At 74.1% G+C, this 23,801-nt stretch carries 22 protein-coding genes; 11 read left to right on the top strand and 11 right to left on the bottom strand.

Annotated elements, in window-relative coordinates; all coding sequences use genetic code 11:
• From Acit_RS11845 to Acit_RS11820, 6 genes are all read right to left on the bottom strand, one after another.
• The coding region (locus Acit_RS11845) for an NAD(P)H-dependent flavin oxidoreductase (RefSeq protein WP_248109259.1) at nt 1-400 on the bottom strand (400 nt) is incomplete at its 3' end.
• Nucleotides 401-494: 94 nt separating this feature from the next.
• Nucleotides 495-788 carry a DUF503 domain-containing protein gene (locus tag Acit_RS11840; protein ID WP_248109258.1) on the bottom strand — a complete coding sequence of 98 codons (294 nt, stop codon included), beginning with the start codon at nt 786-788 and terminating at the stop codon, nt 495-497.
• 11 nt (nt 789-799) lie between these two features.
• Nucleotides 800-1,627 (bottom strand): GGDEF domain-containing protein, encoded by an 828-nt coding sequence (locus Acit_RS11835; RefSeq protein WP_248109257.1) that lies wholly within the window; start codon nt 1,625-1,627, stop codon nt 800-802.
• A gap of 12 nt (nt 1,628-1,639) precedes the next feature.
• Entirely contained in the window at nt 1,640-2,842 is a 1,203-nt protein-coding gene (locus Acit_RS11830) for an acyl-CoA dehydrogenase family protein (protein WP_248109256.1), read from the bottom strand.
• 60 nt (nt 2,843-2,902) lie between these two features.
• Nucleotides 2,903-3,622, bottom strand: a complete 720-nt coding sequence (locus tag Acit_RS11825; protein WP_248109260.1) for a hypothetical protein — start codon at nt 3,620-3,622, stop codon at nt 2,903-2,905.
• Between the two features lie 86 nt (nt 3,623-3,708).
• On the bottom strand, nt 3,709-4,677 hold the full coding sequence (locus Acit_RS11820) for a thioesterase family protein (RefSeq protein WP_248109255.1): 969 nt from the start codon (nt 4,675-4,677) through the stop codon (nt 3,709-3,711).
• 42 nt (nt 4,678-4,719) lie between these two features.
• Between Acit_RS11820 and Acit_RS11815 the strand changes: the two genes are divergently transcribed.
• A complete protein-coding gene (locus Acit_RS11815) occupies nt 4,720-5,748 on the top strand; it encodes an oxygenase MpaB family protein (protein ID WP_248109254.1) in 1,029 nt (342 codons plus the stop codon).
• On the opposite strand, the gene Acit_RS11810 is transcribed toward Acit_RS11815, so the two are convergent.
• Both Acit_RS11810 and Acit_RS11805 read right to left on the bottom strand, forming a co-directional pair.
• Nucleotides 5,679-6,239, bottom strand: a complete 561-nt coding sequence (locus Acit_RS11810) for a M48 metallopeptidase family protein (protein WP_248109253.1) — start codon at nt 6,237-6,239, stop codon at nt 5,679-5,681. The genes Acit_RS11815 and Acit_RS11810 overlap by 70 nt on opposite strands.
• Before the next feature lie 50 nt (nt 6,240-6,289).
• Complete coding sequence (locus Acit_RS11805) at nt 6,290-7,066, bottom strand: hypothetical protein (protein WP_248109252.1); 777 nt, start codon at nt 7,064-7,066, stop codon at nt 6,290-6,292.
• 282 nt (nt 7,067-7,348) lie between these two features.
• Between Acit_RS11805 and Acit_RS11800 the strand changes: the two genes are divergently transcribed.
• Together Acit_RS11800 and Acit_RS11795 are read left to right on the top strand one after the other, a co-directional pair.
• Nucleotides 7,349-7,930, top strand: a complete 582-nt coding sequence (locus Acit_RS11800) for a sigma-70 family RNA polymerase sigma factor (RefSeq protein WP_248109251.1) — start codon at nt 7,349-7,351, stop codon at nt 7,928-7,930.
• Complete coding sequence (locus Acit_RS11795; protein ID WP_248109250.1) at nt 7,915-8,703, top strand: anti-sigma factor; 789 nt, start codon at nt 7,915-7,917, stop codon at nt 8,701-8,703. Before Acit_RS11800 ends, Acit_RS11795 begins: the two co-directional genes overlap by 16 nt.
• Before the next feature lie 187 nt (nt 8,704-8,890).
• Here the strand turns inward: Acit_RS11795 and Acit_RS11790 are convergent, their stop codons facing one another.
• A complete protein-coding gene (locus Acit_RS11790) occupies nt 8,891-9,670 on the bottom strand; it encodes an enoyl-CoA hydratase/isomerase family protein (protein ID WP_248109249.1) in 780 nt (259 codons plus the stop codon).
• Between the two features lie 165 nt (nt 9,671-9,835).
• On the opposite strand from Acit_RS11790, the gene Acit_RS11785 reads away from it, so the two are divergent.
• The 3 genes from Acit_RS11785 (at nt 9,836) to Acit_RS11775 (ending at nt 13,508) form a co-directional block, all read left to right on the top strand.
• Entirely contained in the window at nt 9,836-10,942 is a 1,107-nt protein-coding gene (locus Acit_RS11785) for an acyl-CoA dehydrogenase family protein (RefSeq protein ID WP_248109248.1), read from the top strand.
• An 88-nt stretch (nt 10,943-11,030) separates the two neighbouring features.
• Nucleotides 11,031-12,653 (top strand): acyl-CoA synthetase, encoded by a 1,623-nt coding sequence (locus Acit_RS11780; protein WP_248109247.1) that lies wholly within the window; start codon nt 11,031-11,033, stop codon nt 12,651-12,653.
• 24 nt (nt 12,654-12,677) lie between these two features.
• On the top strand, nt 12,678-13,508 hold the full coding sequence (locus Acit_RS11775) for a fumarylacetoacetate hydrolase family protein (protein ID WP_248109246.1): 831 nt from the start codon (nt 12,678-12,680) through the stop codon (nt 13,506-13,508).
• Between the two features lie 69 nt (nt 13,509-13,577).
• Here Acit_RS11775 and Acit_RS11770 read toward each other — a convergent pair whose 3' ends face one another.
• Nucleotides 13,578-14,324, bottom strand: coding sequence for a class I SAM-dependent methyltransferase (locus tag Acit_RS11770; RefSeq protein WP_248109245.1), 747 nt, complete (start codon nt 14,322-14,324; stop codon nt 13,578-13,580).
• Nucleotides 14,325-14,369: 45 nt separating this feature from the next.
• Nucleotides 14,370-15,686 (bottom strand): D-alanyl-D-alanine carboxypeptidase family protein, encoded by a 1,317-nt coding sequence (locus Acit_RS11765; RefSeq protein WP_248109244.1) that lies wholly within the window; start codon nt 15,684-15,686, stop codon nt 14,370-14,372.
• Between the two features lie 307 nt (nt 15,687-15,993).
• Here Acit_RS11765 and Acit_RS11760 point away from each other — a divergent pair, with 307 nt between their 5' ends.
• The 5 genes from Acit_RS11760 to Acit_RS11740 all read left to right on the top strand — a co-directional run bounded on the left by Acit_RS11760 (nt 15,994) and on the right by Acit_RS11740 (nt 23,324).
• On the top strand, nt 15,994-17,313 hold the full coding sequence (locus Acit_RS11760; protein ID WP_248109243.1) for an ABC transporter substrate-binding protein: 1,320 nt from the start codon (nt 15,994-15,996) through the stop codon (nt 17,311-17,313).
• A gap of 58 nt (nt 17,314-17,371) precedes the next feature.
• Entirely contained in the window at nt 17,372-19,396 is a 2,025-nt protein-coding gene (locus tag Acit_RS11755) for a branched-chain amino acid ABC transporter permease (protein WP_248109242.1), read from the top strand.
• Nucleotides 19,393-20,166 (top strand): ABC transporter ATP-binding protein, encoded by a 774-nt coding sequence (locus tag Acit_RS11750; protein ID WP_248109241.1) that lies wholly within the window; start codon nt 19,393-19,395, stop codon nt 20,164-20,166. The genes Acit_RS11755 and Acit_RS11750 overlap by 4 nt, the downstream gene beginning before the upstream one ends.
• A gap of 258 nt (nt 20,167-20,424) precedes the next feature.
• Complete coding sequence (locus Acit_RS11745; protein ID WP_248109240.1) at nt 20,425-20,775, top strand: GntR family transcriptional regulator; 351 nt, start codon at nt 20,425-20,427, stop codon at nt 20,773-20,775.
• Nucleotides 20,772-23,324: a beta propeller repeat protein gene (locus Acit_RS11740; protein ID WP_248109239.1), complete on the top strand. Its 2,553-nt coding sequence runs from the start codon at nt 20,772-20,774 to the stop codon at nt 23,322-23,324. Before Acit_RS11745 ends, Acit_RS11740 begins: the two co-directional genes overlap by 4 nt.
• Nucleotides 23,325-23,801: the final 477 nt, after the last annotated feature.

Genomic DNA, 23,801 nt, shown 5'->3' with positions numbered 1-23,801 from the left:
CGCAACCGGCGTCCACGGCCCGCCGAGCATGCTCCACCTTGCCGCACATGTTGACCACCAGCAGGCCGTGGGCGTGACAGAGATCCACGACCTTCGTGGGTACCCCCAGGCCGGCCACGAAGACCGAGGCCCCGCCCTCGATGATCCGCTCGACCTGACCAACCAGGTCGCCGGGCATGGCCGTGAGGAGGTCCACCCCGAAGGGCTTGGTGGTCGCGGCCCGCACCGCGGCCATCTCCTCGACCATCTGCTCGGGGGACATGGTCGAGGCCCCCAGGCAGCCGAAGCCCCCGGCCTCGGAGACCGCGGCCACCAGCCGGTGGTAGGAGACACCCCCCATACCAGCCAGCATCACGGGGTGCTCCACCCGGAGCAGCTCGGTCAGTCGGGTCTTGATCATCGCCTACCTCCGGTCCGGCCACATCGTTGACTGACCAGTCAGTCTAGCTGAGGCAAGGCTGGTCGAGCGGCACGGCAGCGGGCGAGACGCCAGGTCAGTCCTCGAGCTCGACGACTCGGCGGAGGCAGTCGAGGACCTCGATCTCCGGGTGGGACCAGACGAAGCGTTCGACGCGGTCCAAGAGGGCCTCGGCGTGCCCCGGGGTGGAGGCCACGGTGACGAAGCCGAGCGCCGAGCGCTGCCACTGGTCTTGGAAGCCGACCTCGGCAGCGGCCACGCCGTGGCGTCGTCGAGCGGTCTCGACCAGGTGACGGACGATGGCCCGCTTGGCCTTGAGGGAACCTGCCTGGGGGAGGTGGAGCTCCACCTCCAGGGCCGCGACGTGCACCGACCCCCAGGCTAGGCCCCCTGGCGGTCCCGATCGTCCCCTCGGCTGGCCGGCTCCCCGGCCCGGCCGCGAGTCTTGGCGGCGTAGAGGCGCCGGTCGGCCAGGCGGAGGGCGGTCTCGAGGTCAGGGGCCTCATCAGGCACCAGGGCCAGGCCGCGCGTACAGGCCGGCCCCTGCTGGCGAAGCCGCCGGAAGACGTGGTCGGCGCCCTCGGGTGTCGCCCCCGGGAGGAGGACCACGAACTCGTCCCCCCCGACCCGAAAGGCATGGTCCGAGGCTCGGAGGACCGCCCGCAGGCGATCGGCGAACTCGACGAGGAGCCGGTCTCCCGCCATGTGCCCGAGCCGGTCGTTCACCTGCTTCAGACCGTCGAGGTCCACCAGTGCCACCGTCAGCCGGCCGTCGTGGCGGGCCAGGCGAGCCAGGAGAGCGCCGGCGGTCTCCTCGAGGGCCCGGCGGTTCCCCAGACCCGTCAGGGGATCTCGTCGAGCGGCATCGGTGGCCCGGTCCACGGCCAGGTGGAAGGCTCGGGCCGCCAGGCGATCGAGGGCCTCGTCGAGGACCCGGGACCCGCAGGCCCCCGGCGGGGTCAGCGTCGACCGCAGGACGGGGAACTGCTCGACCAGGGTGGCCGGGCTCAGGCGGGTGTCGACCCAGACCGAGGCGGCCCGGTCGAGCTGGGCGGCTGCGTCGGCCTGACCCTCCATCGCGGCCAACAGCGCTTCGACCACGACGGCCGCTGGCGCTTCGGGCCAGGGAGCTGCGGGCTCCCGCCCCTCGGCCCCGGCCCAGGCGGCGCGCCAGCGCTGCAGGACCACTGAGACCTCGGGAGGGGCCACCTCCCGTCGGGCTCAGCTCCGAGGGACCTGGGACCAGGGGACGTCCTTGTCCACCCGCGGCTCACCGGGGAGTCCGAGGACCCGTTCCCCGAGGATGTTCCGCATGATCTCCGAGGTGCCCCCCTCGATGGTGTTCGCCCGGGACCGCAGGAAGGACCACCGAGGGTCCTCGCCGGCGAAGCCCGCCCGCTCGGGTCGCCGCATGACGTAGTTGGTGGGCAGCAAACCGCCCTCGAGGCCGAGGAAGTCCACGCAGCACTCGTAGATCCGCTGGTTCAGCTCGGCCGAGACCAGCTTGGCCACCGAGCCCTCGGGCCCGGGGGTGCCGGCCTGGCGGAGCTGACGGGCCCGGAGGTTCGTGAGGCGGAGCACCTCGCTCGCCACCCACAGCTGCACCAGCCGGTCCCGCTCCACGGCGGTCCCGCCCCCACGCTCCCGCCAGATGCCGAGCAGCTCGCTGATGGGGCCCCCGCCGCGCGAACTGACCCCGCCGCCGATGGCCACCCGCTCGTTCATGAGGGTCGTCATGGCGACCCGCCAGCCGGCCCCGACGGCGTCGAGGCGGGCGGCGTCGGGTACCCGGACATCGGTCAGGAACACCTCGTTGAACTCGGCGTCCCCCGTCATCTGGCGCAGCGGCCGGACCTCGACGCCCGGGGCGTGCATGTCGAGGACGAAGTAGGTCAGACCCCGGTGCTTGGGGACGTCGGGGTCGGTCCGGGCCAACAACAGGCCGAAGGACGCCGTATGGGCCAGGGTGGTCCAGACCTTCTGGCCGTTTACCACCCACTCGTCGCCGTCCCGCACGGCCCTGGTCGCCAGGCCGGCCACGTCCGAGCCGGCCCCGGGCTCGCTGAAGAGCTGGCACCAGACCTCTTCACAGGTGAACAGGGGCCGCAGGTACCGGGCCCGCTGCTCGGGGGTGCCATGGGTGGCGATGGTCGGGGCAGCCATGCCGTAGCCGATGGGGTTCCGGCCGGTCTCGTCCGGCGCTCCGGCCTTGCGGAGCGTCCGGTCCACGAGTCCCTGGAGATCAGGGGGAAGCCCCAGGCCGCCGCAGCCCTCGGGGAACCACACCCAGGCCAGGCCGGCGTCGAAGCGGGCGCCCAGGAACTCCGTGGTCGGCGTGCTGGCCGGCGGATAGGCGGCGAGGAGCTCGTCGAGCTTCCTGCGGACCAGCTCCTCCGCGGCGACGGTATCGATCGTGGCGGTCACGTCCGAAGGTTACGCCACCGCGGCAGAAGCTGCCGGATGGTGCAACGGGGTGGACCGCGGCTAGGTCCGCTCCAGGGGGTCGACGCTCTCCTTGCCCCCGCTCGCCACCCGCTCGGTCCAGCGGCTGCCGTCCCAGTAGCGCAAGAAGTACCGGTCCGTGGGGTCGACGTACCACCCGGGGGCGGGGCTGGGTGGCGGCGGCAGGTGCTGGCCAGCCCCCGAGCCTGCCGGCGAGGGGAACGGCGCGGCCGGCTGGTCGCCGCCGGCCGGTGTCGTGGTCCACGGGGGGGCTTGCTGGCCGTCACCGGGGTGGCCCTGGTCCACTGGCGGCCCTGCGGGCCGCGGTGGCCGCCAGGGTTCGCCGCCCGGACTCGGCACCCAGCCGCCGCCGCCCGGCGCGCCCGGTTGAGGCCCGGCCCACCCTCCGGGGCCCGGCCAGGGGCCGCCCGGACCGCCGGCCGACCAGCCACCGGGTTGGCTCGGGGGCCCATAGGGGCCAGGGGGCCCCGGAGGGCCGCCGAAGGGCGGTCCCTGGGGCTGGCGGGGCCGGGTGGTGAGCCTTGCGAGCAGGTAGAGGATGAGTGTCCAGGGGAAGAACAGGATGACGAGGACCACCCAGAGCCAGGAGGGGACCCGCCAAGGGGTGGTGCCATGGGTCCAGCGGAACCGTTCCGAGGACCTGTAGACGGCGACGGCGGCCAGGACGGTGACGAGCAGGACGAGGAGCAGGGCGACGTCCAGCTCGCCCCGACTGACCTCGTAGACCGTGCCGATGGCCACGGCTCCAGCCTAGGGCCACCTGGGATCCCGGCGGCATCGAGCGACCGTCCTGGTGGCGGCCCGCCCTCCACGGCGGCCCGCCCAGGTCAGCGGGGCTCGACCACGAGGCACTGGGCGGCGCTGCCGAACGGCCCCTGCTCGTCGTGGAGGATCGAGCGGGCCAGGGCAGTGCCCGGGACGCCGAGGTCCGTCCGTGCTTCGACGGCGACCCACTCGCCAACCGGCGGCCGGGCCAGGACGACCGTCAAGTCGGGATTCACGAAGCGCCAGTTTTCAAAGGGCAGGACAGCGCTCAGGCCGTTCCCGAAGTCGGCAGCGGCCGCGGCCCGCTGGAGCGGACTGGGTGGCCGGTCCGGCACGACCGGCACGGCCAGGCGGACCCAGGCAGTCGCCGGGCCGGGCTCGTCGAAGGCCCCGTCGACGAAGCGCACCTCGGCGCCAGCCGAGTGGAACCCTCGGTACTCGGCGGCCCGCAGGGCCCGCGGGGTGCCGGCCTCCGGCGGCGCCAGGCGCGACGTGGTCCCGGCTCCCCGTCCCGGGTCCGGGCTGTCCTGCCCGGCCGCCTGGCCGACGACCTCCCCGGCGGCCCGGGTGCGAAGACCCAGGATCCTGCCCCAGGCCACCGGTCGCCCGCCCACCTCCAGGGCAGTGTCGACCAGCTGGACCCGGCGTCCCGGGCGGACGACCCGGGCCCAAAGCTCGAGCGGGGCCAGGGGCACCGGCCGGAGCAGCTCGACGCTCAACCGGGTCACCACCACGGCTGGGGTGACGGACCCGTCGGCGGGTCGCGCGTCGGTCGGGGTTTGCTTCGGGCCACGGCCCTCACTCGCGGGCCCCGTGAGCAAGGCCTCGGCTGCCTCGGCCAGGAGAGCCGCCACCGGACCGCCGTGGAGGGCGCCCTCGTCCCACGGACCCCTGGCCAGCTCGGTGGGGAGGAAGCGACCCCGAACGCCGGGGCCACGGGGGTCGGCCTCGGTCGCCAGATCCTCGAGGGGTACGAAGAGGGCGCTCGACGAGCTCGACGCAGTTGAAGAAGAAGAAGAGGAGCCGGCCACGGCGCCACGGTAGCGGCGCCCTGCCCGTGGGAAACTGGGCACGTGGTCCGGCTCCTGGAGGTCCCCGAGGTGCTCCCGGCGGCCCGCCAGGCCCTGCGGCAGCAGGTCGAGCGAACCCTGGGCAGCGGCCACCGGCGGAACCCCCGGGCCGACCAGCGCTGGCGTCAGACCTTCGAGGAGCCCCCCGGCGACCCGGGCCTCTTCGGTCCGGGCAGCGTCACCTGGCAGGTCCACGGGGACCTCCCCGCCATGCTGGTCGGTGGGGTGGCGGCGCTCTTGCTCCAGACCCTCCACCCCCTGGCCATGGCCGGCGTCGTGGACCACTCGGCCTACCGGACCGACCCCCTCGGTCGGCTCCGGCGGACCGCCGAGTTCGTCGGCGCCACCACCTTCGGATCGACCCCGGCCGCCGAGCAGGCCATCTCGGCGGTGCGGGCCGTCCACCGGCGGGTGCGGGGGGTAGCTCCCGACGGCCGCCCCTACGACGCCCAGGACCCTGCCCTCATCACCTGGGTCCACGCGGCCGAGACCTGGTGCTTCCTGCGGGCCTACCAGCGCTACGGGCCTCGGCCGCTGCCGGATCGGCGGGCCGACCGCTACCTGGCCGAGATGGCCGTCGTCGCCGAGCGCCTCGGGGCGCCCGGGGCCCCCGCCTCGCTGGCCGAGCTGCGGGCCTACCTGACGGCCATGCGGCCCGACCTCGTGGGCGGGGCCCAGGCCCGCAGCGGAGCGGCCTTCATCATCTCCGTCGGCGGTCAGTCCCTGCCGCCGCCCTCCCCGCCCCTGGCCCTGGTCCAGGCGGTCCTCGTCCAGGGGGCCATGGACCTCCTGCCCCGCTGGGCGGTCCGCATGCTCGGCCTCCGGGAGCCGCTCCTGGCCGAACGCCTGGCCCTCCGGGCGATCGCCGATGCCCTGCTCGGGACGGTCCGGCTGGCCCTCGGTCCCTCACCGGCCCTCCTGGCGGCGGAAGCCCGCTGCCGGGCCGGCGCCCCGGACGGTCCTCAGGCCTCGGCCGGCGGGCAGCGATCGGAGGGACCCGCCCGCCCGGCCCGCTCAAGCCCCAGGGCGTAGCCGGCCAGGAAGAGGTCGGCGTCCCGGCTCCGCTCGTAGCGACCCACGATCCGCCGGAAGCGAGCGTTGTGGGTCGGCTCGAGCAGATGGGCCAGCTCGTGGACCAGCACGGCGTCGACCACCCAGGCCGGGGCCGGCTGGAGGAGGGCCGAGAGCCTGATGGCCCCGGTCTCTACGGTGCACGAGCCCCAGCGCTGGCGCTGCCTGGTCGACCAGCGGACCGACCGCGGACGGACCCCCTCCACGTAGCGGTCGGCCAGCGCCTGGGCCCGGGCCTGCAGCTCGGCGTCCGATCCCGCCAGATGGGGCCGACGGGCCAGGACCCGGCGGACCAGCTCCTCGACGGTGGCGTCCTGCTGGGACCGGGGCAGGCGCTCGGGCAGGACCACCACGATGCGATCCTGCTGCCAGTAGGCGCTCGCGTACTTGCGCCGCCGGGCGCTGCGGAGCACCTCCACCGGGGGCAGCGGGCCAGGACGCTCGAGGGGCACCAGCCGGCACGATAGCCAGGGGCCGGGCGCCACAGCGCCGGAGCGGCCGCTCAGGCCGCGACCAGCGGCTCGACCAGCCGGAGGCCCTCCAGGCCGGGCAGCCGGCCCAGCTGGCGGTCGATCCGACGAGCGGCCTCCTGGCCAGCCTCGTCGCCGAAGAGGTGCCGGGCCAGGAACCGGACCTCGGGCTCGGGCATGACCCCCGAGCCGACCGGGGCCCAGAACCGGCGCAGCGCGAAGCGCGTCAGGCGCCGAGCGCCGGCCGAAGCGGCCAGCCGGGCGCGTGCCTGGGCCGTGTAGAAGTCGATGTGCCGGCCCTCCTGCCGCATGATGCGCCGCAGGAGCTCGGTGAGCTGCGGGTGCTGGGCCTTGGCCGCCAGTCGGGCGTAGCCGGCCTGGGTGGTCATCTCGTTCAGGGCCCCCCAGGCCATGTGGACCGCGGGCAGGTCAGGCAGCACCGCCGAACCCAGGGTGAAGAGCAGCAGCCGAACCAGGTCCTTCGCGCGCCGGGACCGCCGCAACTGACCGGCCCGTTCCGGGGCGCTCGGCCGGCCGTGGGCCTCGAGGACCCGGGAGAGAGCCTCGCCGTGCCAGTACTCCTCGTAGCTCCAGGCTGCCAGGAAGGCCGTCACCTCGGGGTCCTGATGGACCCGGGTGGCCAGGACCTCCCGCAGGTAGCAGATCGTGTGGCTCTCCACGTCGCACATGTAGCGCAGGCAGCGGAGGGTGTCGGGGTCGAGGGGCTGGTCGGCGAAGGCCTTGAAGTCGATGTCACCAACCTCCAGGCGGGCCGACCGCTCCACCAGGCTGGTCGTCGAAGTGCTCACGCGCCTGGTACGGAGCACGTCGAGGGCCTGGATGCCTGCCGGTCCGACCTCGGGCCGCCAGCGTTCAGCCCAGCTCGACGTGTGGTCCCCCCGACCATCGGCTCGGGCCCCTAGGCTCGGTCCGTGCCGGGGGGCGAGGACGAAGCTCGTGTGGCTCAAGGGCCGGGGGCCGGGGCACCGAGCACGGAAGGGCGGGCCGCAGCGGCGCCGACCCCTGAACTGGCCGTCCACCCCGGGGCCAGCTCATCCGCGACTCGCTTCGGCGCCGAAGCAGGGGATGTCATGACCGATCCCCGGACCGCCAGCGACCCGGCCCTCGTGGTGGCCATCGGGCGGTTCAGCGAGCCGGCCCTGGCCGAGGCCTACCGTCGCCACGGCGGCGCGGTCCACGCCCTGGCCAGCCGACTGCTCGGGCCGGGAACCGAGGCGGACGACGTCACCCAAGAGGTCTTCATCGACCTCTGGCGCCGCCCCGAGCGCTACGACCCGGCCCGGGGATCGCTCCGGACGTTCCTCCTCACCATGGCCCACGCCCGGGCCGTCGACCAGCTGCGTTCCGAGACGGCCCGACGCCAGCGCGAGGAGCGGACGGCGCGAGAGACGGCCACCGCCGGCTACGACATCGAGCACCAGGCCTGGGACCTGGCCGTGGCGGAGCAGGTCCGAGTCGCGGTGGCGGCCCTCCCCGAGGAGGAACGCCGGGCCATCGAGCTGGCCTACTTCGGCGGCCACACCTACCGTGAGGTGGCCGCCATCCTGGGTCAGCCGGAGGGGACCGTGAAGAGCAGGATCCGAGCAGGGATGCGACGGTTGCGGGCCAAACTGGAACGGCACGGAGTGGAGCCGGCATGGGTGGAGCACTGAGCCACGCCGAGGCCAGCGAGCTGCTCGGGGCGTATGCCCTCGACGCCGTGGAGGCCGACGAGGCGACCGCCGTGGCCGCCCACCTGGCCTCCTGCCCGGCCTGTCGCAACGAGGTCGACCAGCTCCGAGCCGTGGCCGCCGTCTTGGCCTGGGAGGGAGCCGACGCGCCGCCCGAGCTCTGGGACCGGATCAGTGCCGGACTCGGGACCGAGCCGCCGGGGATCTCGCCGAACCCGCCTCGTCTCGCGCCCCTGGGCGCGCGGGTCAGCCCTGCTCAACGCCACCGGAGCTGGGTCCGCCGTTCCCTCGGTGCCATCGCCGCAGCGGCAGCCGTCGCCATCGGCGTCCTGGCCGTCCAGGTCGGCACCCTCGACCACCGTGTCGGCCAGCTGAGCGCCCTGGCTGCCCACCAGGGGGTGCCGGCGGCGGCAGCCCAGGCCATGGCCGATCCCCGGGCCGAGCGGGTGGCCCTCACCGCTGTCGGCGCGCCGGACCGCACCGTGGCCGACCTGGTGATCCTGCCCGACGGGACAGCCTTCTTGGTGGAGGGGAACCTGCCGGCCTTGCCCCCCGGCCGGACCTACCAGCTCTGGGGCATGGAGCACGGCCAGGCCGTCTCCCTCGGCCTCCTCGGCCGCCAGCCCCGGGTCGTGGCCTTCGCCGTCCACAGTCCCCTCCCCATCAGGGCCTTCGCCGTGACCGCCGAGCCGGCGGGTGGCGTCGTGGTGGCCACCAGCCCGCCGGTGGCCGAGGGCCAGGTGGTCCGGACCTAGGTCCTGGCGGCCGACCGGTCGTTCAGGCAGCGGCCAGGGCCCCGTGGCGGCCCAGAAACACAACGATTCACACAAACTCCACAACGGCCAAACTGACCGAGGGCCACGACGTCCTCGGGCCTCGAGGTCCGCGGGCAGCCGGGTCGCCGGCAGGGCGTCCGAGGTCGAGGATCCGAGGATCGGCCGTCTAGGGCACCCAGCGCGGGGAGCGGCGCTCCAGGAAGGCCGCCATGCCCTCCTGGCCCTCCTCGCCCTCGAAGAGCTGTCGGGAGAGCTGCTGGGCCCAGGCGTAGGCCGCCTCCGGGGGCAGTCCGGGCAGCGTGGCGAGCACTCGCTTCGTGGCGGCCTGGGCACCAGGTGCCCCTTGGAGGAGGGCGTGGACCAGGCGGTCCCGGGTGCCTGGGAGGTCGTCGGGTTCGGCCACCTCGCAGACCAGACCCATGGCGGCTGCCTGGTCGGCCCCAAAGCGCTCCCCGGTGAGGAACCAGCGGCGTGCCTGGGCCAGGCCGAGCTTGGGGAGGGCGGCGACGGCGACGACCGCCGGGGCCACCCCCACTCGGACCTCACTGAAGCCGAAGCTGGCCCGGGTGGAGGCCACGACAAGGTCGGCGGCAGCGACGAGGCCCATGCCGCCACCGAGGCAGGCGCCGTCGACCTCGGCCAGGACGGGTTGAGGGAGGCCTTGGACCATCTGGAGGAGCCCGGGCAGGTCGACTCGGCTCCGAAGCCCCGCGAGGCCGCCGCTTCGGAGGTCGGCGCCGGCGCAGAAGGCGGGCCCTCGGTGGCCGAGGACGACCACCCGGACACCGGGTTGGGTTTGGAGCTGCCGGAGGGCGTCGGCGAGGGCGTCGACCATGGCGGTGCTGAGGACGTTGCGACGCTCGGGCTGGTCGAGGATCACCCGGGCGACGGGGCCGTTCTGCTCGACTCGAACCGGCGGGCCTTCGGGCGTGGTGGCTGCGGTCATGGTCCTCCTCCTCGTCGGGCGCTTCTCGGGGCGCGCTGTGGGACCTGCCGTGCATCCTGCCCGCGCCCCCGACCGCCCTCACTTGGTTGACCAGTCAGTCAAGTAAGCTCCTGGTGGCGGCGGGCGGACGTCAGTGTGCGGCGAGAGGGGCTGGGGGACGCTTCGATGTCGGTTCGACTGGAGCTACCGGGGGACGACGATCCCCGCCGGCAGGCGATCCGGGCGTGGTTGGCGGCCCACCCCTCGCCGAGCGGCCGGGAGCTGGCAGAGGGGGGCTGGGTGGTGCCGCACTGGCCCCGGCCCTACGGCCACGACGCCGACCCGGTGTTCCAACTGATCGTGGACGACGAGCTGGCGAAGGCCGGGGTGCGCCGACCCGAGAACCCCATCGGCATCGGGTGGGCGGCGCCGACCATTCTGCTGGCTGGGACCCCGGAGCAGCGGGAGCGGTACCTGCTGCCGGCGCTGGCCGGCGAGGAGGTGTGGTGCCAGCTGTTCAGCGAGCCGGACGCCGGGTCGGACCTGGCCAGCCTGCGGACCCGGGCCGTGGAGGACGGCGACGGCTGGGTGGTGAGCGGGCGGAAGATCTGGACGAGCGGTGCCCAGCACGCCCAGTTCGGCATCCTGCTTGCCCGGACCGACCCGGATGCCCCGCGGCACCAGGGCATCACCTACTTCATCTGCCCCATGGACAGCCCGGGGATCACGGTGCGGCCCATCGTGGACATGACCGGGCTGGCCCTGTTCAACGAGGTCACCCTGGACGAGGTGCATCTGGGCCCGGAACTGGTGGTGGGCAGACCGGGGGACGGCTGGCGGCTGGCGAAGCTGACCCTGGCGAACGAGCGGGTCTCGCTGTCGAGCGGCGGGGTGCTCTGGGGCCGGGGGCCGACGGTCGGGGACCTGGTGGACCAGGTCCGGGCCAGCGGTGGCGTGGCGGGCCCGGCGCGGGACCGCCTGGTGCGGGCCTGGGCGGAGGGCCAGGTGCTCGAGCAGCTGCGGCTGCGGCTGCTGGCGGCCCGGATGGCCGGGCAGGCGCCGGGTCCAGAGGCCTCGGTGCAGAAGCTGGCCGCCGACCGGCACGGTCAGGCGGTCCTGCGGCTGGCGAAGGACCTGGAGGGTCCGGCGGGGACGGTGGCCGAGGGCGACCCGGTGTGGCAGCACGGCTTCCTGTTCTCCCCGGCCTTGACGATCGGGGGCGGGACGGCGGAGGTGCAGCGGAACGTCATCGGGGAGCGTGTGCTCGGGCTGCCCCGGGACCCGGGGGTGTGAGCGACGCGGAGGGGCGCTCCGAGAGGACCTAGGGTGCTGGAGGGACCCTGGGAGGTGAAGCTCCCAGTGGCATGGAGGAGGGGGAGACGTGGCTGGCTGGAACTTCGCCGAGCTGTGGGAGACGGCGGCCGAGGCGCACCCCGACGCGCCGGCCCTCGTGCAGGGCGAGCGGCGGCTGACCTGGGCCGAGGTGGACCACCGGGCCGACGGGGTGGCCCGGTGGCTGGTGGACCTGGGGGTGCAGGAGCAGGACAAGGTCGCCCAGTACCTGTACAACTGCCCGGAGTACATGGAGTCGATGTTCGCCTGCTACAAGGCCGGCCTGGCCCCGGTGAACACGAACTACCGCTACAGGCCGGCCGAGCTGCGCTACCTCTGGGACAACGCCGACGCGGTGGCCGTGGTCTTCCACGGCTGCTTCGCGGAGCGGATCGAGCCGCTGCGCCGGGAGCTGCCGAAGGTGCGGGGCTGGCTCTGGGTGGACGACGGGTCGGGACCCTGCCCGAGCTGGGCGGTGCCCTACGAGGAGGCGGCGAGGAGCGCCCCGGTCGGGGTGCGGACCAGAGCAGCGTGGGGCCGATCCGGTGACCACCTGTACCTGCTCTACACCGGGGGTACGACGGGCATGCCGAAGGGCGTCATGTGGCGGCAGGACGACCTGGTGGTCCTGGTTGCTGGCCTGCTGCTCGGTGGCCTGCCCGACGAGCCGGACTACGAGCTGTTCCGCTCCCGCCTGCCGAACCCGCCGCCGGTCGGACTGCCGGCGTGCCCGCTGATGCACGGCACGGGCGCCCTGGTCTCCAAGGGGGTCTGGACCCAAGGGGGATGCGTCGTGACGCTGACCGGACGGCGCTACGACCCGGTGGAGCTCCTGGAGACCATCGGCCGGGAGCGGGTGAACGTGCTGGCCATCGTGGGGGACGCCTTCGCCAAGCCCATGCTGCGGGCCCTCGAGGCCGAGCCCGAGCGCTTTGACGTCTCCAGCCTGATGGCCATCACGTCCTCGGGGGTCATGTGGAGCGAGGAGACCAAGCGGGGTCTTCTGGCCCGGAACCCGAACATGGTCCTGCTGGACGCGTTCTCGTCGTCGGAGGCCCTGGGCATGGGGGCCTCGGTCTCGGGCGGGGGTACGGCGGCTGCCACGGCGAAGTTCCAGCTGGGGGAGAAGGCGGTGGTCATCGGCGAGGACGGCCGGCTGGTGGAGCCGGGCTCGGGGGAGATCGGCATGGTCGGGGTCGGGGGCCGGATCCCGCTGGGCTACTACAAGGACCCCGAAAAGACGGCGAAGACCTTCAAGGTGGTGGACGGCAAGCGCTACTCGATCCCCGGGGACTTCGCCCGGGTGGAGGCCGACGGGACGATCACCTTGCTGGGCCGGGGTTCGGTGTGCATCAACACGGCGGGCGAGAAGGTCTTCCCCGAGGAGGTCGAGGAGGTGGTGAAGCGCCTGCCGGAGGTGGCCGACTGCGTGGTGGTCGGGGTCCCCGACGAGCGCTGGGGGGAGGCCGTGACCGCCCTGGTGGAGCCCCAGCCGGGTGCGACCCTGGACGAGGCGACCGTGGTGGCCCACGTGCGGGGCGAGCTGGCCGACTACAAGGTGCCGAAGCGGGTCCTGGTGGTCGACAGCATCGGCCGGGCGCCCAACGGCAAGGTGGACTACCGTCGCTGCCGGGAGCGGGCCATGGAGGCGGTCGGCGTCCAGGTCGGCTGAGCCTCGGCGGCCGAGGAGGCAGCGGTGCGACTGGCGACGGTGCGAATCGGTGGTGGGACCCGGGCGGCCCGGGTGGAGGGCGAGCGGCTGGTCCTGCTCGGCGCGCCGGACGTGGTCAGCTTGCTGGCCAGTCCCCGCTGGCAGGAGGAGGCGGCGACCGGGGGCTCGGCCGACGGCCCGGCGCTGGAGGAGGCCGATCTGGCGCCGGTGGTGCGGCCGGCCCGGGTGGTCTGCGTGGGGCTCAACTATCGGAGCCACATCCTGGAGACCGGTCGGGAGCTGCCCGAGTACCCGACGCTCTTCGCCAAGTTTCCCGACACCCTCCTGGGTCCCCGGGACGACCTGGTCCTGCCGGCCGCTTCGGAGCGGGTCGACTGGGAGGCCGAGCTGGGGGTGGTGGTGGGCCGGACGCTCCGGCGGGCCGGTGCGGCCGAGGCGGAGGCGGCCATCGCCGGGTTCACGGCGGTGAACGACGTCTCCATGCGGGACTGGCAGCGCCGGACCCTGCAGTGGTTCCAGGGGAAGAACTTCGAGGCCACCACCCCGGTCGGCCCGGTGCTGACCACCCCCGACGAGGTCGGCCAGGCGACTGACCTGAAGCTGCGCTGCACGGTGGACGGGGAGGTCGTGCAGGAGGCCTCCACCGCCGACCTGCTCTTCGGCCCCGCCGAGATCCTGGCGTACGTCTCGACCTTCATGACCCTCCACCCGGGGGACCTGGTGGCCACCGGCACCCCGGGCGGGGTGGGGGCGGCTCGGACACCACCGGTCTTCCTGCGCCCCGGCCAGGTGGTCGAGGTGAGCCTGGAGGGCATCGGCAGCCTGGTGAACCGCTGCGTCGCCGAGGCCAGCTGAGCGTCGGCCTGCCCGCCCGGTCGGCCGTCGTGGCCTCCGGGAGTGGCCGGTGGTGTGGCCAGGGACGGGTCAGTCGGCGAGCAGGCAGAAGCGCCGGGAGGAGTCGAGCAGGCGGTCGAGCGGGTGGCGGTCGGCGTTCTCGACCCATTCGACGTCGGCCAGTCGGCGGAGGCGGGGCCGCCGCCAGCCGGCCTCCTCGGCGAGGGCCACCAGCTGGTCGGGCGGGGTGCCGGTCCCGAGGGGGAGGGCAGCTCGGAGCGCGGCTGGGTAGGGGGCGTGGTGGTCGGGGGGGACGGCCCGGAGGCGCCGCCAGAGCTGGAGCAGGGGTTGGCGCCAGGACCGGTCGGGGTCGGCGTGACCCCAGAGACTCTCGAGGAGGACCAGGCGGCCGTGTGGCGCGACCTGTCGCCAGGCGGCCAGGGCCCGGCGCGGGTCTGGCAGGGTCCAGAGGAGATGCCGTTCGACGACCGCGTCGAAGGGACCGGGCGGGGGCGCGTGGGCCGGCTGGACCACGGCCTCGATCGACAAGGAGCGGGCCTCGGCCTTCTGGCGGAGGCGGGCCAGCATGCCGGGGGAGAGGTCGAGGGCGGTCACCTGGTGGCCGAGCTCGGCTGCGAGGAGGCTCACGAAGCCGGTGCCCGCCCCGGCATCGAGGACCCGGGCGGGGGCTGGCGGCAAGACGTCGGCGAGCAGGGCCCGCCAGGCGGCGAGGACCGCTGGCCGGCGGGGCTGGTGCCCAGGGGCCTGGTCGTAGCCGGCTGCATCCTCGTCCCAGTAGGCCCGGAGGTCGGCGACGAGCTCGTCGGGGTGGGGCATCGGCTCTCCTCACCGTGCTGTCCGCCTCGGCGGGCGGACGCGGGCTCACAGGTCGGTCAGTTTCCAGCCCAGGCCCGGACCCGGCAAGGCGCGGGCGGCGACGACTGGGAGGCGGGTGGTCGTGGCGCCGAGGTGGACGTCCATGGTGCCAACGTGGGCGCCGGCGGGCAGGCTCGAGGCGAGGCGGACCGGCTGGAACCCGCTCCGGACCGTTTCGCCGGGCCAGCTGACCACGCTGAGGCCCTTGGTCACCACCATCGGCACGCTGGAGCCCCAGGGGGTGGTGATGGTGCCGACGGCCTGGCCCTGACGGAGCAGGGTCCGTTCGGCCAGCTCGGGTCGGAGGGCCTGCGCCAGGTCGACGGCGGCGTGGAGCGCCGACTGGATGATGGGCGGGGTCTGCTGGCCGAGGACCGCCCCGATGACCTGGACCGGCTGGCCGCCCACCTCGACCTGGTCGTCGAAGAGGAAGCAGCCCCCCGCCTGGCTGTCCGACCCGGTCTTGATCCCGATGATCCCGTGGTGATCGAGCTCGTAGTCGTAGTTGTAGACGGTGCCGGCCACCGGCAGGGTGACGCTCGGCTTGCCGACGATGCTGGCGAAGACCGGGTTGGCCATCGCGGCCTCGCCGAGCCGGACCAGGTCGAGGGGCGTGCTGACCGATCCGGGGTTCAGGCCGCTCGGCCCGACGTAGCGGGTGTGGTGGAGGCCGAGGGCGGCCGCCTCGGCGTTCATCTGGGCGACGAACGCCGGGATCGACCCGGCGGCCCAGTCGGCGAGGACGTCGGCCATGTTGTTGCCCGAGGGGATCAGCAGGGCTTCGAGGGCCTGGCGTTCGCTGAGCTGCTCCCCGGCTGCCACCTTCACCACCGACTGCTGGGTGGCCACGTCGTGCTGGTAGGTGGCGACGTCGGCCGGGGTGATGGTGATGGTGGGGCCCTGCTGGCCGAAGCCCAGTGGATGGTCGTGGAGGACCACCAGGGCGGTCATGACCTTCGTGATGCTGGCCATGGGCAGGGGAGTCTGGGGCCCGGCCGTACCGACCAGGCCCGAACCGGCCACGGCCATGGCCGCCTCGCCCTGGGTGGGCCAGGGCAGGTGGAGGGGGCCGCCCGGGACTCGCAGCACCTGGTCGTTGAACTGGGCCCGGGCGACCGGGGCGGGACGGAGGGCCTGGACCCCCACGTAGACCACGGCGGCCACCAGGACCACCGCCAGGACGACGCGCAGCAGGCCCCGCTCCGCCCCGAATCCGACCGGGCGCCCGCGGCGGGCCAGGTGGCGGCCCCGGTGACGGGGCGCGGGGTCGGCCCTGAGCTGGACCAAGCCGGCGAGCGCGTCGGCGTGCTGACGGCGGCTCATCGCGCCGCTCCGGCACGGGGCAGGGACCGAGGGGTCATGACACCACCGTCCTCGTGGGGTCTCCGAGAGGTCCAAGGGTGCGGGGACGCCGCCGAGCGACGCCCAGAGCATGGTGGCAGAGGGCGGCTCGTCGTGGGGGTCGCCTCCCCGAGCGTGTAGCGCGTGACCAGCCGGTCACCGCAACTACACGCCAAGCGCCATACTGGGGGCGCTGCCCCGTTCCCAAGGGATGGAGCACCGGGGAACAGCGGCTCGACGGAGGGCCGACCAGGCACGGTGCGGACGCCGGTCGGTCGGGGAGGTGGCCATGGGGAAGGAGCATCGAGGCGGGCGGCGGTGGCGACGGCTTTGGCCGGCCGCCGTCCTGAGCGGGGTGGCGGTCCTGGCGGCGTCGTGCTCGAACGCGGCGTCGTCGGGTTCGGTGGCGGCGGCAGCACCCGGCGTCCACGCCCACACCATCGACGTCGGTGCCCTGGCCAGCGAGTCGGGACTGATCACCGCCGGCTTCGGGGACATCGTCGACGGGGTCCGGGCCTACTTCGACTGGGTCGACGCCCACGGCGGGGTGGACGGCCGGCGGATCGTCCTGGCGGATGTGGGGAACGACCAGAGCAACCCGACGACCGACACCGAGGTGGCCCGGACCCTGGTCGAGCAGGATCATGTGTTCGCCATCGTGGGGGTCGGCACGGCCTTCTTCAGCGCCGCCAGCTACCTGGCCTCGACCGGCACGCCGACCTTCGGCTACGTGGTGAGCAACGTCTGGTCGAAGGCCCCGAACCTCTTCGGCACCTACGGCTCGGTCATCGACTACTCGACCAACGGGTCGACCATCGCCTGGGTCGCCCACCAGCTGGGGGTGCGGAGCGCGGCGGTGGTCGGCTACGGGGGGGTGGCCGAGTCCAGCGGGGCCTGCGAGGCCGACGCCCAGCAGCTGCCCCGCTTCGGGATCTCGGTCCCGGTCCAGGACGAGACCTTCACGCTCGGCGGCGACCCGGACGCCATCGTGGCCGAGATGGCCCGGGACCACGTGGGCCTGCTGGTCAGCTGCCTGGACGGGGCCGACAGCCTGTCCTTCGCCAAGGCCATGCAGGCCTACGGCCTGGGCGCCGCCTGGTCCCTCTGGCAGAACGGCTACTCGCGAAGCGTCGTCGCGGCCAACCCGACGGCGACCGACCACGTGATCTTCCAGCTGGAGAACGTGCCGTTCGAGGCCGGCACGCTCGACCCGAAGCAGTACCCGGGGATGGTCACCTACCTGCGGGAGATGAACCGCTACGAGCCGGCCTGGACCTACCACGACACGGCCTTCCAGGGCTGGGTGAACGCCGCCCAGTTCGTGGCCGGTCTGCGGGCGGTCGGTCACGGCCGGCTGACCCAGCGGGCCCTGGTGGACGCCATCAACAAGGAGACCGACTTCACCGCCGGCGGCCTGATCCCGCCGGTGAACTGGACCGAGGCCCACACGGTGGACGCCCCCCCGTACTGCAGCAGCTTCGTGGTCGCCGAGAACGGGCACATCGCTCCGATGGCCGCCTTGGAGGGTCCCCACCACGAGCTGCTGGTCTGCTTCGACGCCTCGAGCGACCAGCCGGTGACCCCGCCGCCAGGGACCCCGGGGACCTGAGGAGCGGGCGGCCAGTGGTGACCGGCGGACCAGGGAGCCGAGGGGAGGGCGAGCGACGATGAACGCCCTCGTGAGTGCCACGGTCCCCGGGGTGACCTACGGCTGCGAGTTCGGCCTCATGGCCGTGGGGCTCGTCCTGACGTACCGGGCCACCGGGGTGTTCAACCTGGCCTTCGGTGCCCAGGCCTTCGCCTCGGCCTTCGTCTTCGACCTGCTGAGCCGCTACGAGCAGGTGCCCGAGTGGGCGGCCTTCGTGGTGGCCGTGGTCCTCCTGGCCCCGGCCGTCGGCCTGGCCCTGGACCGCTTCCTCTACCGCCACGTGCCAGCCCGGGCGGCCATGGCGAGGACCGTCATCGCCATCGCCGTGCTGCTGGCCATCCCCGAGCTCATCCCCCTGCTCTTCGGCACGGCCACCCGGAGCCGCATCGGGTCCCTCGGCCTGCCGGCCAACCAGGTCTACTTCCACCTGGCCGGCACCCCGGTGACCGGGTCGGAGATCACCACCGTGGGGGTCACCGTCCTGGCGGCCGTCCTGCTGACCGGGCTCCTCCGGGGCACCCGCTTCGGCCTGCGGATGCGGGCGGTGGTGGAGAGCCGGCGGCTGGCCGAGCTCGAGGGGGTGGACGCGGCGGCGGTGTCGGCCGCCGCCTGGGGCCTCTCGAGCTTCCTGGCCGGCCTGGCCGGGGTACTGCTGCTGCCCCAGATGGGATCCCTGGACCCCACCGACCCCCTGGCGTTCACCGCCCTGCTGGTGGCCGGTCTGACGGCCGCGGCCGTGGCCTCGCTGCGGAGCGTGCCGTGGGCGCTCGGGGCCGGGGTGCTCCTGGGGGTCCTGGAGACCGTCCTGCAGACCGAGCTGCCGGCCAACAGCGTCTGGTCCCAGGGGCTGCTCGAGGCCCTGCCCTTCGTGCTGCTGGTCGGGGTGCTCCTGGTGAACCCTCGGCTGCGGACCCTCGAGCGGAGCCAGGACCCCCTGGCCGGGGTGGACCCTCCACCCCCGCCACCGTCGGTCTCGGTCCGGGACGCCCGGCTGGCCGGGCCGATGCGCTGGGGGTTCCGGCTGCTGCTGGTGGCCTTCGTGGTTTCGTCCTTGACCTGGGTGCCGGGGAACTGGGTCTTCTCCCTGGGCCAGGGGCTGGTGCTTTCCGTCATCTTCCTGTCGGTCGTGGTGGTGACCGGCATGGGCGGCCAGCTCTCTCTCTGCCAGGCCACCTTCGCCGGGATCGGGGCCTTCGCCGCCGGCCAGCTGGCCAGCCACCTCGGCCTCTCGGTCCTGCTCGGCGCCCTCGTCGGCGCTGCCATCGCCGCCGCCGTCGGCACCGTGGTGGCTCTCGTGGCCGCCCGGGCGTCGGGGTTGTTGCTGACCCTGGTCACCTTGGCCTTCGCCCTCTTCGCCGACAGCGTGCTCTTCCAGTTCTCCTGGTCCGGTGGGGGCTACAGCGGGGTGACGGTGCCCCGGCCGGTCCTGGGTCCGGTGAGTTTTGTGAGCGACCGGGCCTTCTTGCTGCTGGCCCTGGTGGTGCTGGTCGTGGTCATGGGCCTGGTGGTGCTGGTCCAGCGGGGTACGACCGGTCGGGTCCTGGCTGCCCTCCGGGGAAGCCCGGTCGGGGCGGCCAGCGTGGGGGTCTGGGAGGCCCGGGCGAAGGTCACGGTCTTCGCCCTCTCGGCTGCCGTGGCCGGCCTCGGCGGCGCGCTCTTCGGCTCCATCCAGGGCCCCATCAGCTCGAGCGACTTCCAGTACACGGTGTCGCTGGCCTTCGTGGTCGTCGTCCTGACCACCGGGGTCCAGACCGTGGAGGGGGCGGTCCAGGCCGGCATGGCCTACGCGGTGATCGGCCAGGCCCTCACCTACCTGCCGAGCCGCTTCTCGGGGGTGGAGTTCCTCCTCTTCGCCGCCGGTGCCCTGACCTACGCGGCCCACCCCGAGGGCATCGTGGAGTACCAGCGGACCCGCTGGTTGCAGCGGGCCAACGCCGTGCTGGCCGCCTGGGACACCTGGCGAGCCGGGCGGGGACCGGGAGGCGAGCAGGGCACGGACCGGGCGCGGGCCCTGCCCTCGGCCATCGGCGGGGAGGCCGGGTGAGCGAGGGTGCTGCCTTGCTCGAGGTCGCCGGGGTCCACGTGGCCTTCGGCGGGGTGCAGGCCCTGGACGGGGTCTCGTTCCAGGTGGGCCCCGGGGAGGCCGTCGGCCTGGTGGGGCCGAACGGGGCGGGCAAGACCACCCTGTTCAACGTCGTCACCGGTCAGCTCCGGCCGGACGCCGGGACGGTGCGCTTCGAGGGGCGGCCCCTCGGCGGGGTGCCCTCGCACCGCCGGGCCCGGCTCGGCATCGCCCGGACCTTCCAGCGGGTCGAGGTCTTCCCCGAGCTGAGCCCCCTCGAGCACGTCGTGGTGGCCCGGCGGGCCAGCCGGGGCGAGGGTTCGCTCTGGGCGGACCTCCTGGGTCGGGGTCGCCTGTCGCCCGAGGAGCATCGCAGCGCCCTCGACCTCCTCCGGGCGGTCGGCCTGTCCTCCTTGGCCGAGGTGCCGGTGGCCGCCTTGACCCTGGGCCAGCAACGCCTGGTGGAGCTGGCCCGAGCCCTGGCCCTCGAGCCTCGGCTCCTCCTGGCCGACGAGCCCTCCTCGGGCCTGGACGCCGCCGAACGGGCCTCGGTGGCTCGCCTGCTGCGCCGGCTGGTCGAGGCCCGGGGGACGGCTCTGTTGCTGGTCGAGCACGACCTGGCCCTCGTTCGCCAGGTGGTCGACCGGGTCCTGGTGCTGGACTCCGGTGCGCTGGTGGCCGAGGGTCCCTTCGACCAGGTCGTCACCGACCCCCGGGTCCGCCAGGCCTACCTCGGTCGAGCCGCCAGCTGAGGCGAAGGCGCCCTCCCTCGGGGGAAGCGCTCGGGTCGCTCCGGGGCGGTCGAGGTGGGCACCGCTGGGGCGAGCGCTGGGACCACCCGACGGCGGCCCTGCGCTCCAGCCAGGGCCGCAAGCCCTGCTCGTTCTGATCGGGCGGTCCGCTGCGGACGGCGTGCGCCGCCCGTTGGGTTCGATTCGGCGCCCGGCGCCGGATCCTCGGGATCGGGACGAGGAACCGAGATACTGCTATTGGTGCTAGTGTCAGTAGTGATGGTGTTCCGGCAGGTGGATCGAGGCGACCCGACCTCGCTGCACGAGCAGGTGACCGCCGAGATCCGGCGAGCCATCACCGAGGGCGAGGCGAAGCCGGGCGAGCGGCTGCCCCCGGCTCGGGACCTGGCAGCGGTCCTGGGGGTGAACACGAACACGGTCCTGAAGGCCCTGCGCGAGCTGCGGGACGAGGGGCTCGTGACCTTCGGCCGTGGCCGGGGGGTGACGGTGGTCGGGGGAGCGCCGGGGCGGGCGGCGGTCCTGGCCCAGGCCCGGGAGCTGGTGCGCTTCGCTCGGCGCCACGGCTACCGGCCAGAGGAGTTGGCCCGGATGATCGAGGGCCTGCGGTGAGCCGCACCTCGGGCACCGCGGCCCCAAGCGGCCTCCAGCCCGGGGCACCGCCAGGACCGGGCCTCGACGCCGAGGCGCTCATCGAGGAGGCCCGGGCCCGCCAGCGACGCCGGCGGCGGCGGGTCGGTGCGACCGTGCTCGCCGTCACCCTGGCTGGCCTGCTGGCGTTGGGCCTGGCCGAGGTGCTCCCTGGTCGGGGGAGCGAGAGCCGAGCAGATCTCGGGGATCGGGCCGGCCCGGTGGCCGGACACCAGCGCCCTCCGGCGTCCTTGGTGGCCGCCCAGTGGCGGACGCCGGGGACGCTCCAGGCGGTGAGCTGCGTGGGTCGGCGATGCGTGTCGGTGGGCGAGGCGGGCGTGTCGGTGGGCTTCTCACCAGGTGTCGTCGGTGAGGCCCACGCCCAGGTCCTGATCAGCACTGATGGGGGGCAGCGGTGGGTGCCGGGGGCGGCGCCGCGCGGGGCGGTGGACCTGGCCGGGGTGGCCTGTGGCGGGTCCGGGTGGTGCCTGGCGGTCGGCCAAGGGCCGCCGCAGGCGGTGTCCCCGGCGCTGGCGGCTTCGCTGCCCGCCCGGCTCCAGAAGTACCAATTCGTCGCCTGGGGCCTGGCCTTCGTGAGCCACGACGGCGGGGCCCACTGGTCGCCGGTCCCCCTGCCGGCCCGCACGGCACCCCTGGTCAGCCTGTCGTGCTGGTCGGCGGGCTCCTGCGTGGCGGTCGGGGCCTTGCCGGTCGTGCTGACCAGGGGCTCGGGCCCGGGGGCCGGGGCCGTCGGGGCGGTGGCCGTCCCCGCGGTCGTCGCCCTCGTCACGACCGATGGCGGGGCCCACTGGGCGTCGCTCGCGCTGCCGGTCCGCCTGCTCCGGGCCACGGCGCTGGCCTGCGGGCCGGCGGGGCGCTGCCTGCTGGCCGGTCAGTCGGGACCACCGGGGTCGCCGTCGCCGGTGGTGCTGGCAAGCAGCGACGGGGCTACCGCCTGGCACTTAGAGCCACCGCCGAGCTTGCCTGCTGGGCCCCTCGCCCAGGAGCCCTCCCCGGCGCTGCTGACCGCGGTGGCGTGTCCCGGTGCTGGGCGCTGCGTGGCGTGGGGTGTCGTGCCCGACGGTGGACCGGGGGGCCAGACGCTGCTGGTGACGAGCGACGGCGGGGCGAGCTGGTCGGTGGCCTCGGGTGGGCGGGTGCCGAGGCGGCTCTTCTTGAGCGAGCCCGGTCGACTGGCGGCCGTCGACTGCCCGACCAGCGAGCGCTGCGTGGCCACCCTCGGAGAGCCGGGAGCGGGCGGCCCCGAGGCAGTCCTGGTCTCGGAGGACGGCGGGGCGAGCTGGCAGCTGGTCCCGCCCCAGGCGGATCGGCTGGCACAAGCCACCACGGCCCTGGCCTGCCAGGCGGGAGGGTCCTGCGTCGCGGTCGGGGCCACCACGACCTCGCCAGCGCAGTGGCTGGCCGCCGCCTGGACCAGCGACCCTGCGGGCAGCTGGCAGCCGGCCACCGTGCCGGTGGCCCTGGCCAGCCTGCGCGCCGTGGCCTGCTTCACCGCCCGGCGCTGCGTCGCCGGGGGCGCCGCAGACGACGGGGCGGGCGTCGCCTTGGTGAGCAGTGACGGCGGGACCAGCTGGCGGGCTGCGACCCTGCCCGTCGGCACCCCACCGCTCCAGGCGGTGTGGTGCGCCGCCGACGGCCAGTGCCTCGGGGTGGCCGACCTGGAGGAATCGACCGCCGGTCGCTTCGAGGTGCTGGTCTCGGGCGACGCTGGTCGGGTCTGGACCGAGCAGGCCGGGTCGCCACATCGGGGTGCCCTGATCGCCCTGTCCTGCCGGAGCCTCCGGGTCTGCTGGGCGCTCGTCGGGACCGAGGGTGACAGCAGCCTCGTCTTCGGTCGGGTCCTGGCTCTTCGGACCACCGACGGCGGGACCAGGTGGACGACGGTGTCCTTGCCGGCCGGGCTGGAGCCGGGGTCCCTCGCGCTGTCCTGCCCGAGCAGCCGGTTCTGCCTGGCCCTGGCCCCTGCTTTTCGGACTGCTGCCGGCCAGGTGGTGGTGGCCCTGGTCGATCGGCACGGTTCGCTCTTCGGGCGGGTCGTCGGCCGACTGCGGAGGGGGTGGGGAGCCCACTCCCTGCTCTGCCTGAGCACCCAGCGCTGCCTGGCGGCCGGGCAGGGCCCGGGCTGGTCGAGCCGGGGCATCGTGCTGCTGTCGACGGACGCCGGAGCCCACTGGCGGCTGGTCACGGAGGCTACCCGGTACCAGGGAGTGGAGGCGCTGGCCTGCCCGACGTCGAGGCGATGCGTCGGGGTTGGCAACGGCCCACCGCTGAACGGTGCCGGGGTGCTGGCCGGTCCACCGGCGCCCTCGAGATGGCGAATGGAGGCCATCCCGGGCGGTGTCGGGAAGCTCGTGGCCGTCTCCTGCCTCACCAGCGACGACTGCGTCGCCGTCGGTACCGTCCCCGGCGGGGCGGTCGTGCTGGTCAGTCAGGATGCTGGTCGCCGCTGGCAGCCAGCAGCGATGCCGACCTTCGTCGAGGAGCCGCTGCTGGGCCCGCTCTCCCGCTGAGGGCGGGACGCCGACGCAGTCAGCGGCAGCGGCTGTGACCACCCCCTGTGACGGCGGCCATGGCATCCTCCCCGTAGGCGGCCATGGAAGGTCCCCGCGGACGGCCATCGGAGTTCCCCGCGCGTGGCCACGACGTTTCCCCGCGTGTGGCTGTCGGCGTCCCCGTGGGGACGTGGTTCGCAGTGGGGCTCCTCCCCGGCTGAGATCGACGGTGCTTCCCACTCGATCCAGCACAGAGAGGAGCCATTCGACATGTTGTCGGAGGATGAGATCATGGACGTACTCGAGGCGTTCGATCTGACCCGTTCGTATCGCGCGGCGGCCCAGCTGTGCGGCGTGGATCACCACACCGTGCGTCGTTATGTGGCTGCTCGCAGCGTACAAGTCCCCTCATGTGGTGGGGTTTGGGATAGCCCGGGGGTCCACCATTTGGGGGGCCATCGGGGTGATCCTCGGTGTGTTCCTGACCGAACGCAC

The organism is Aciditerrimonas ferrireducens, from assembly GCF_023130475.1.
Classification (GTDB): domain Bacteria; phylum Actinomycetota; class Acidimicrobiia; order Acidimicrobiales; family UBA8190; genus Aciditerrimonas; species Aciditerrimonas ferrireducens.
This window is presented reverse-complemented; position numbering and strand designations above follow the sequence as displayed.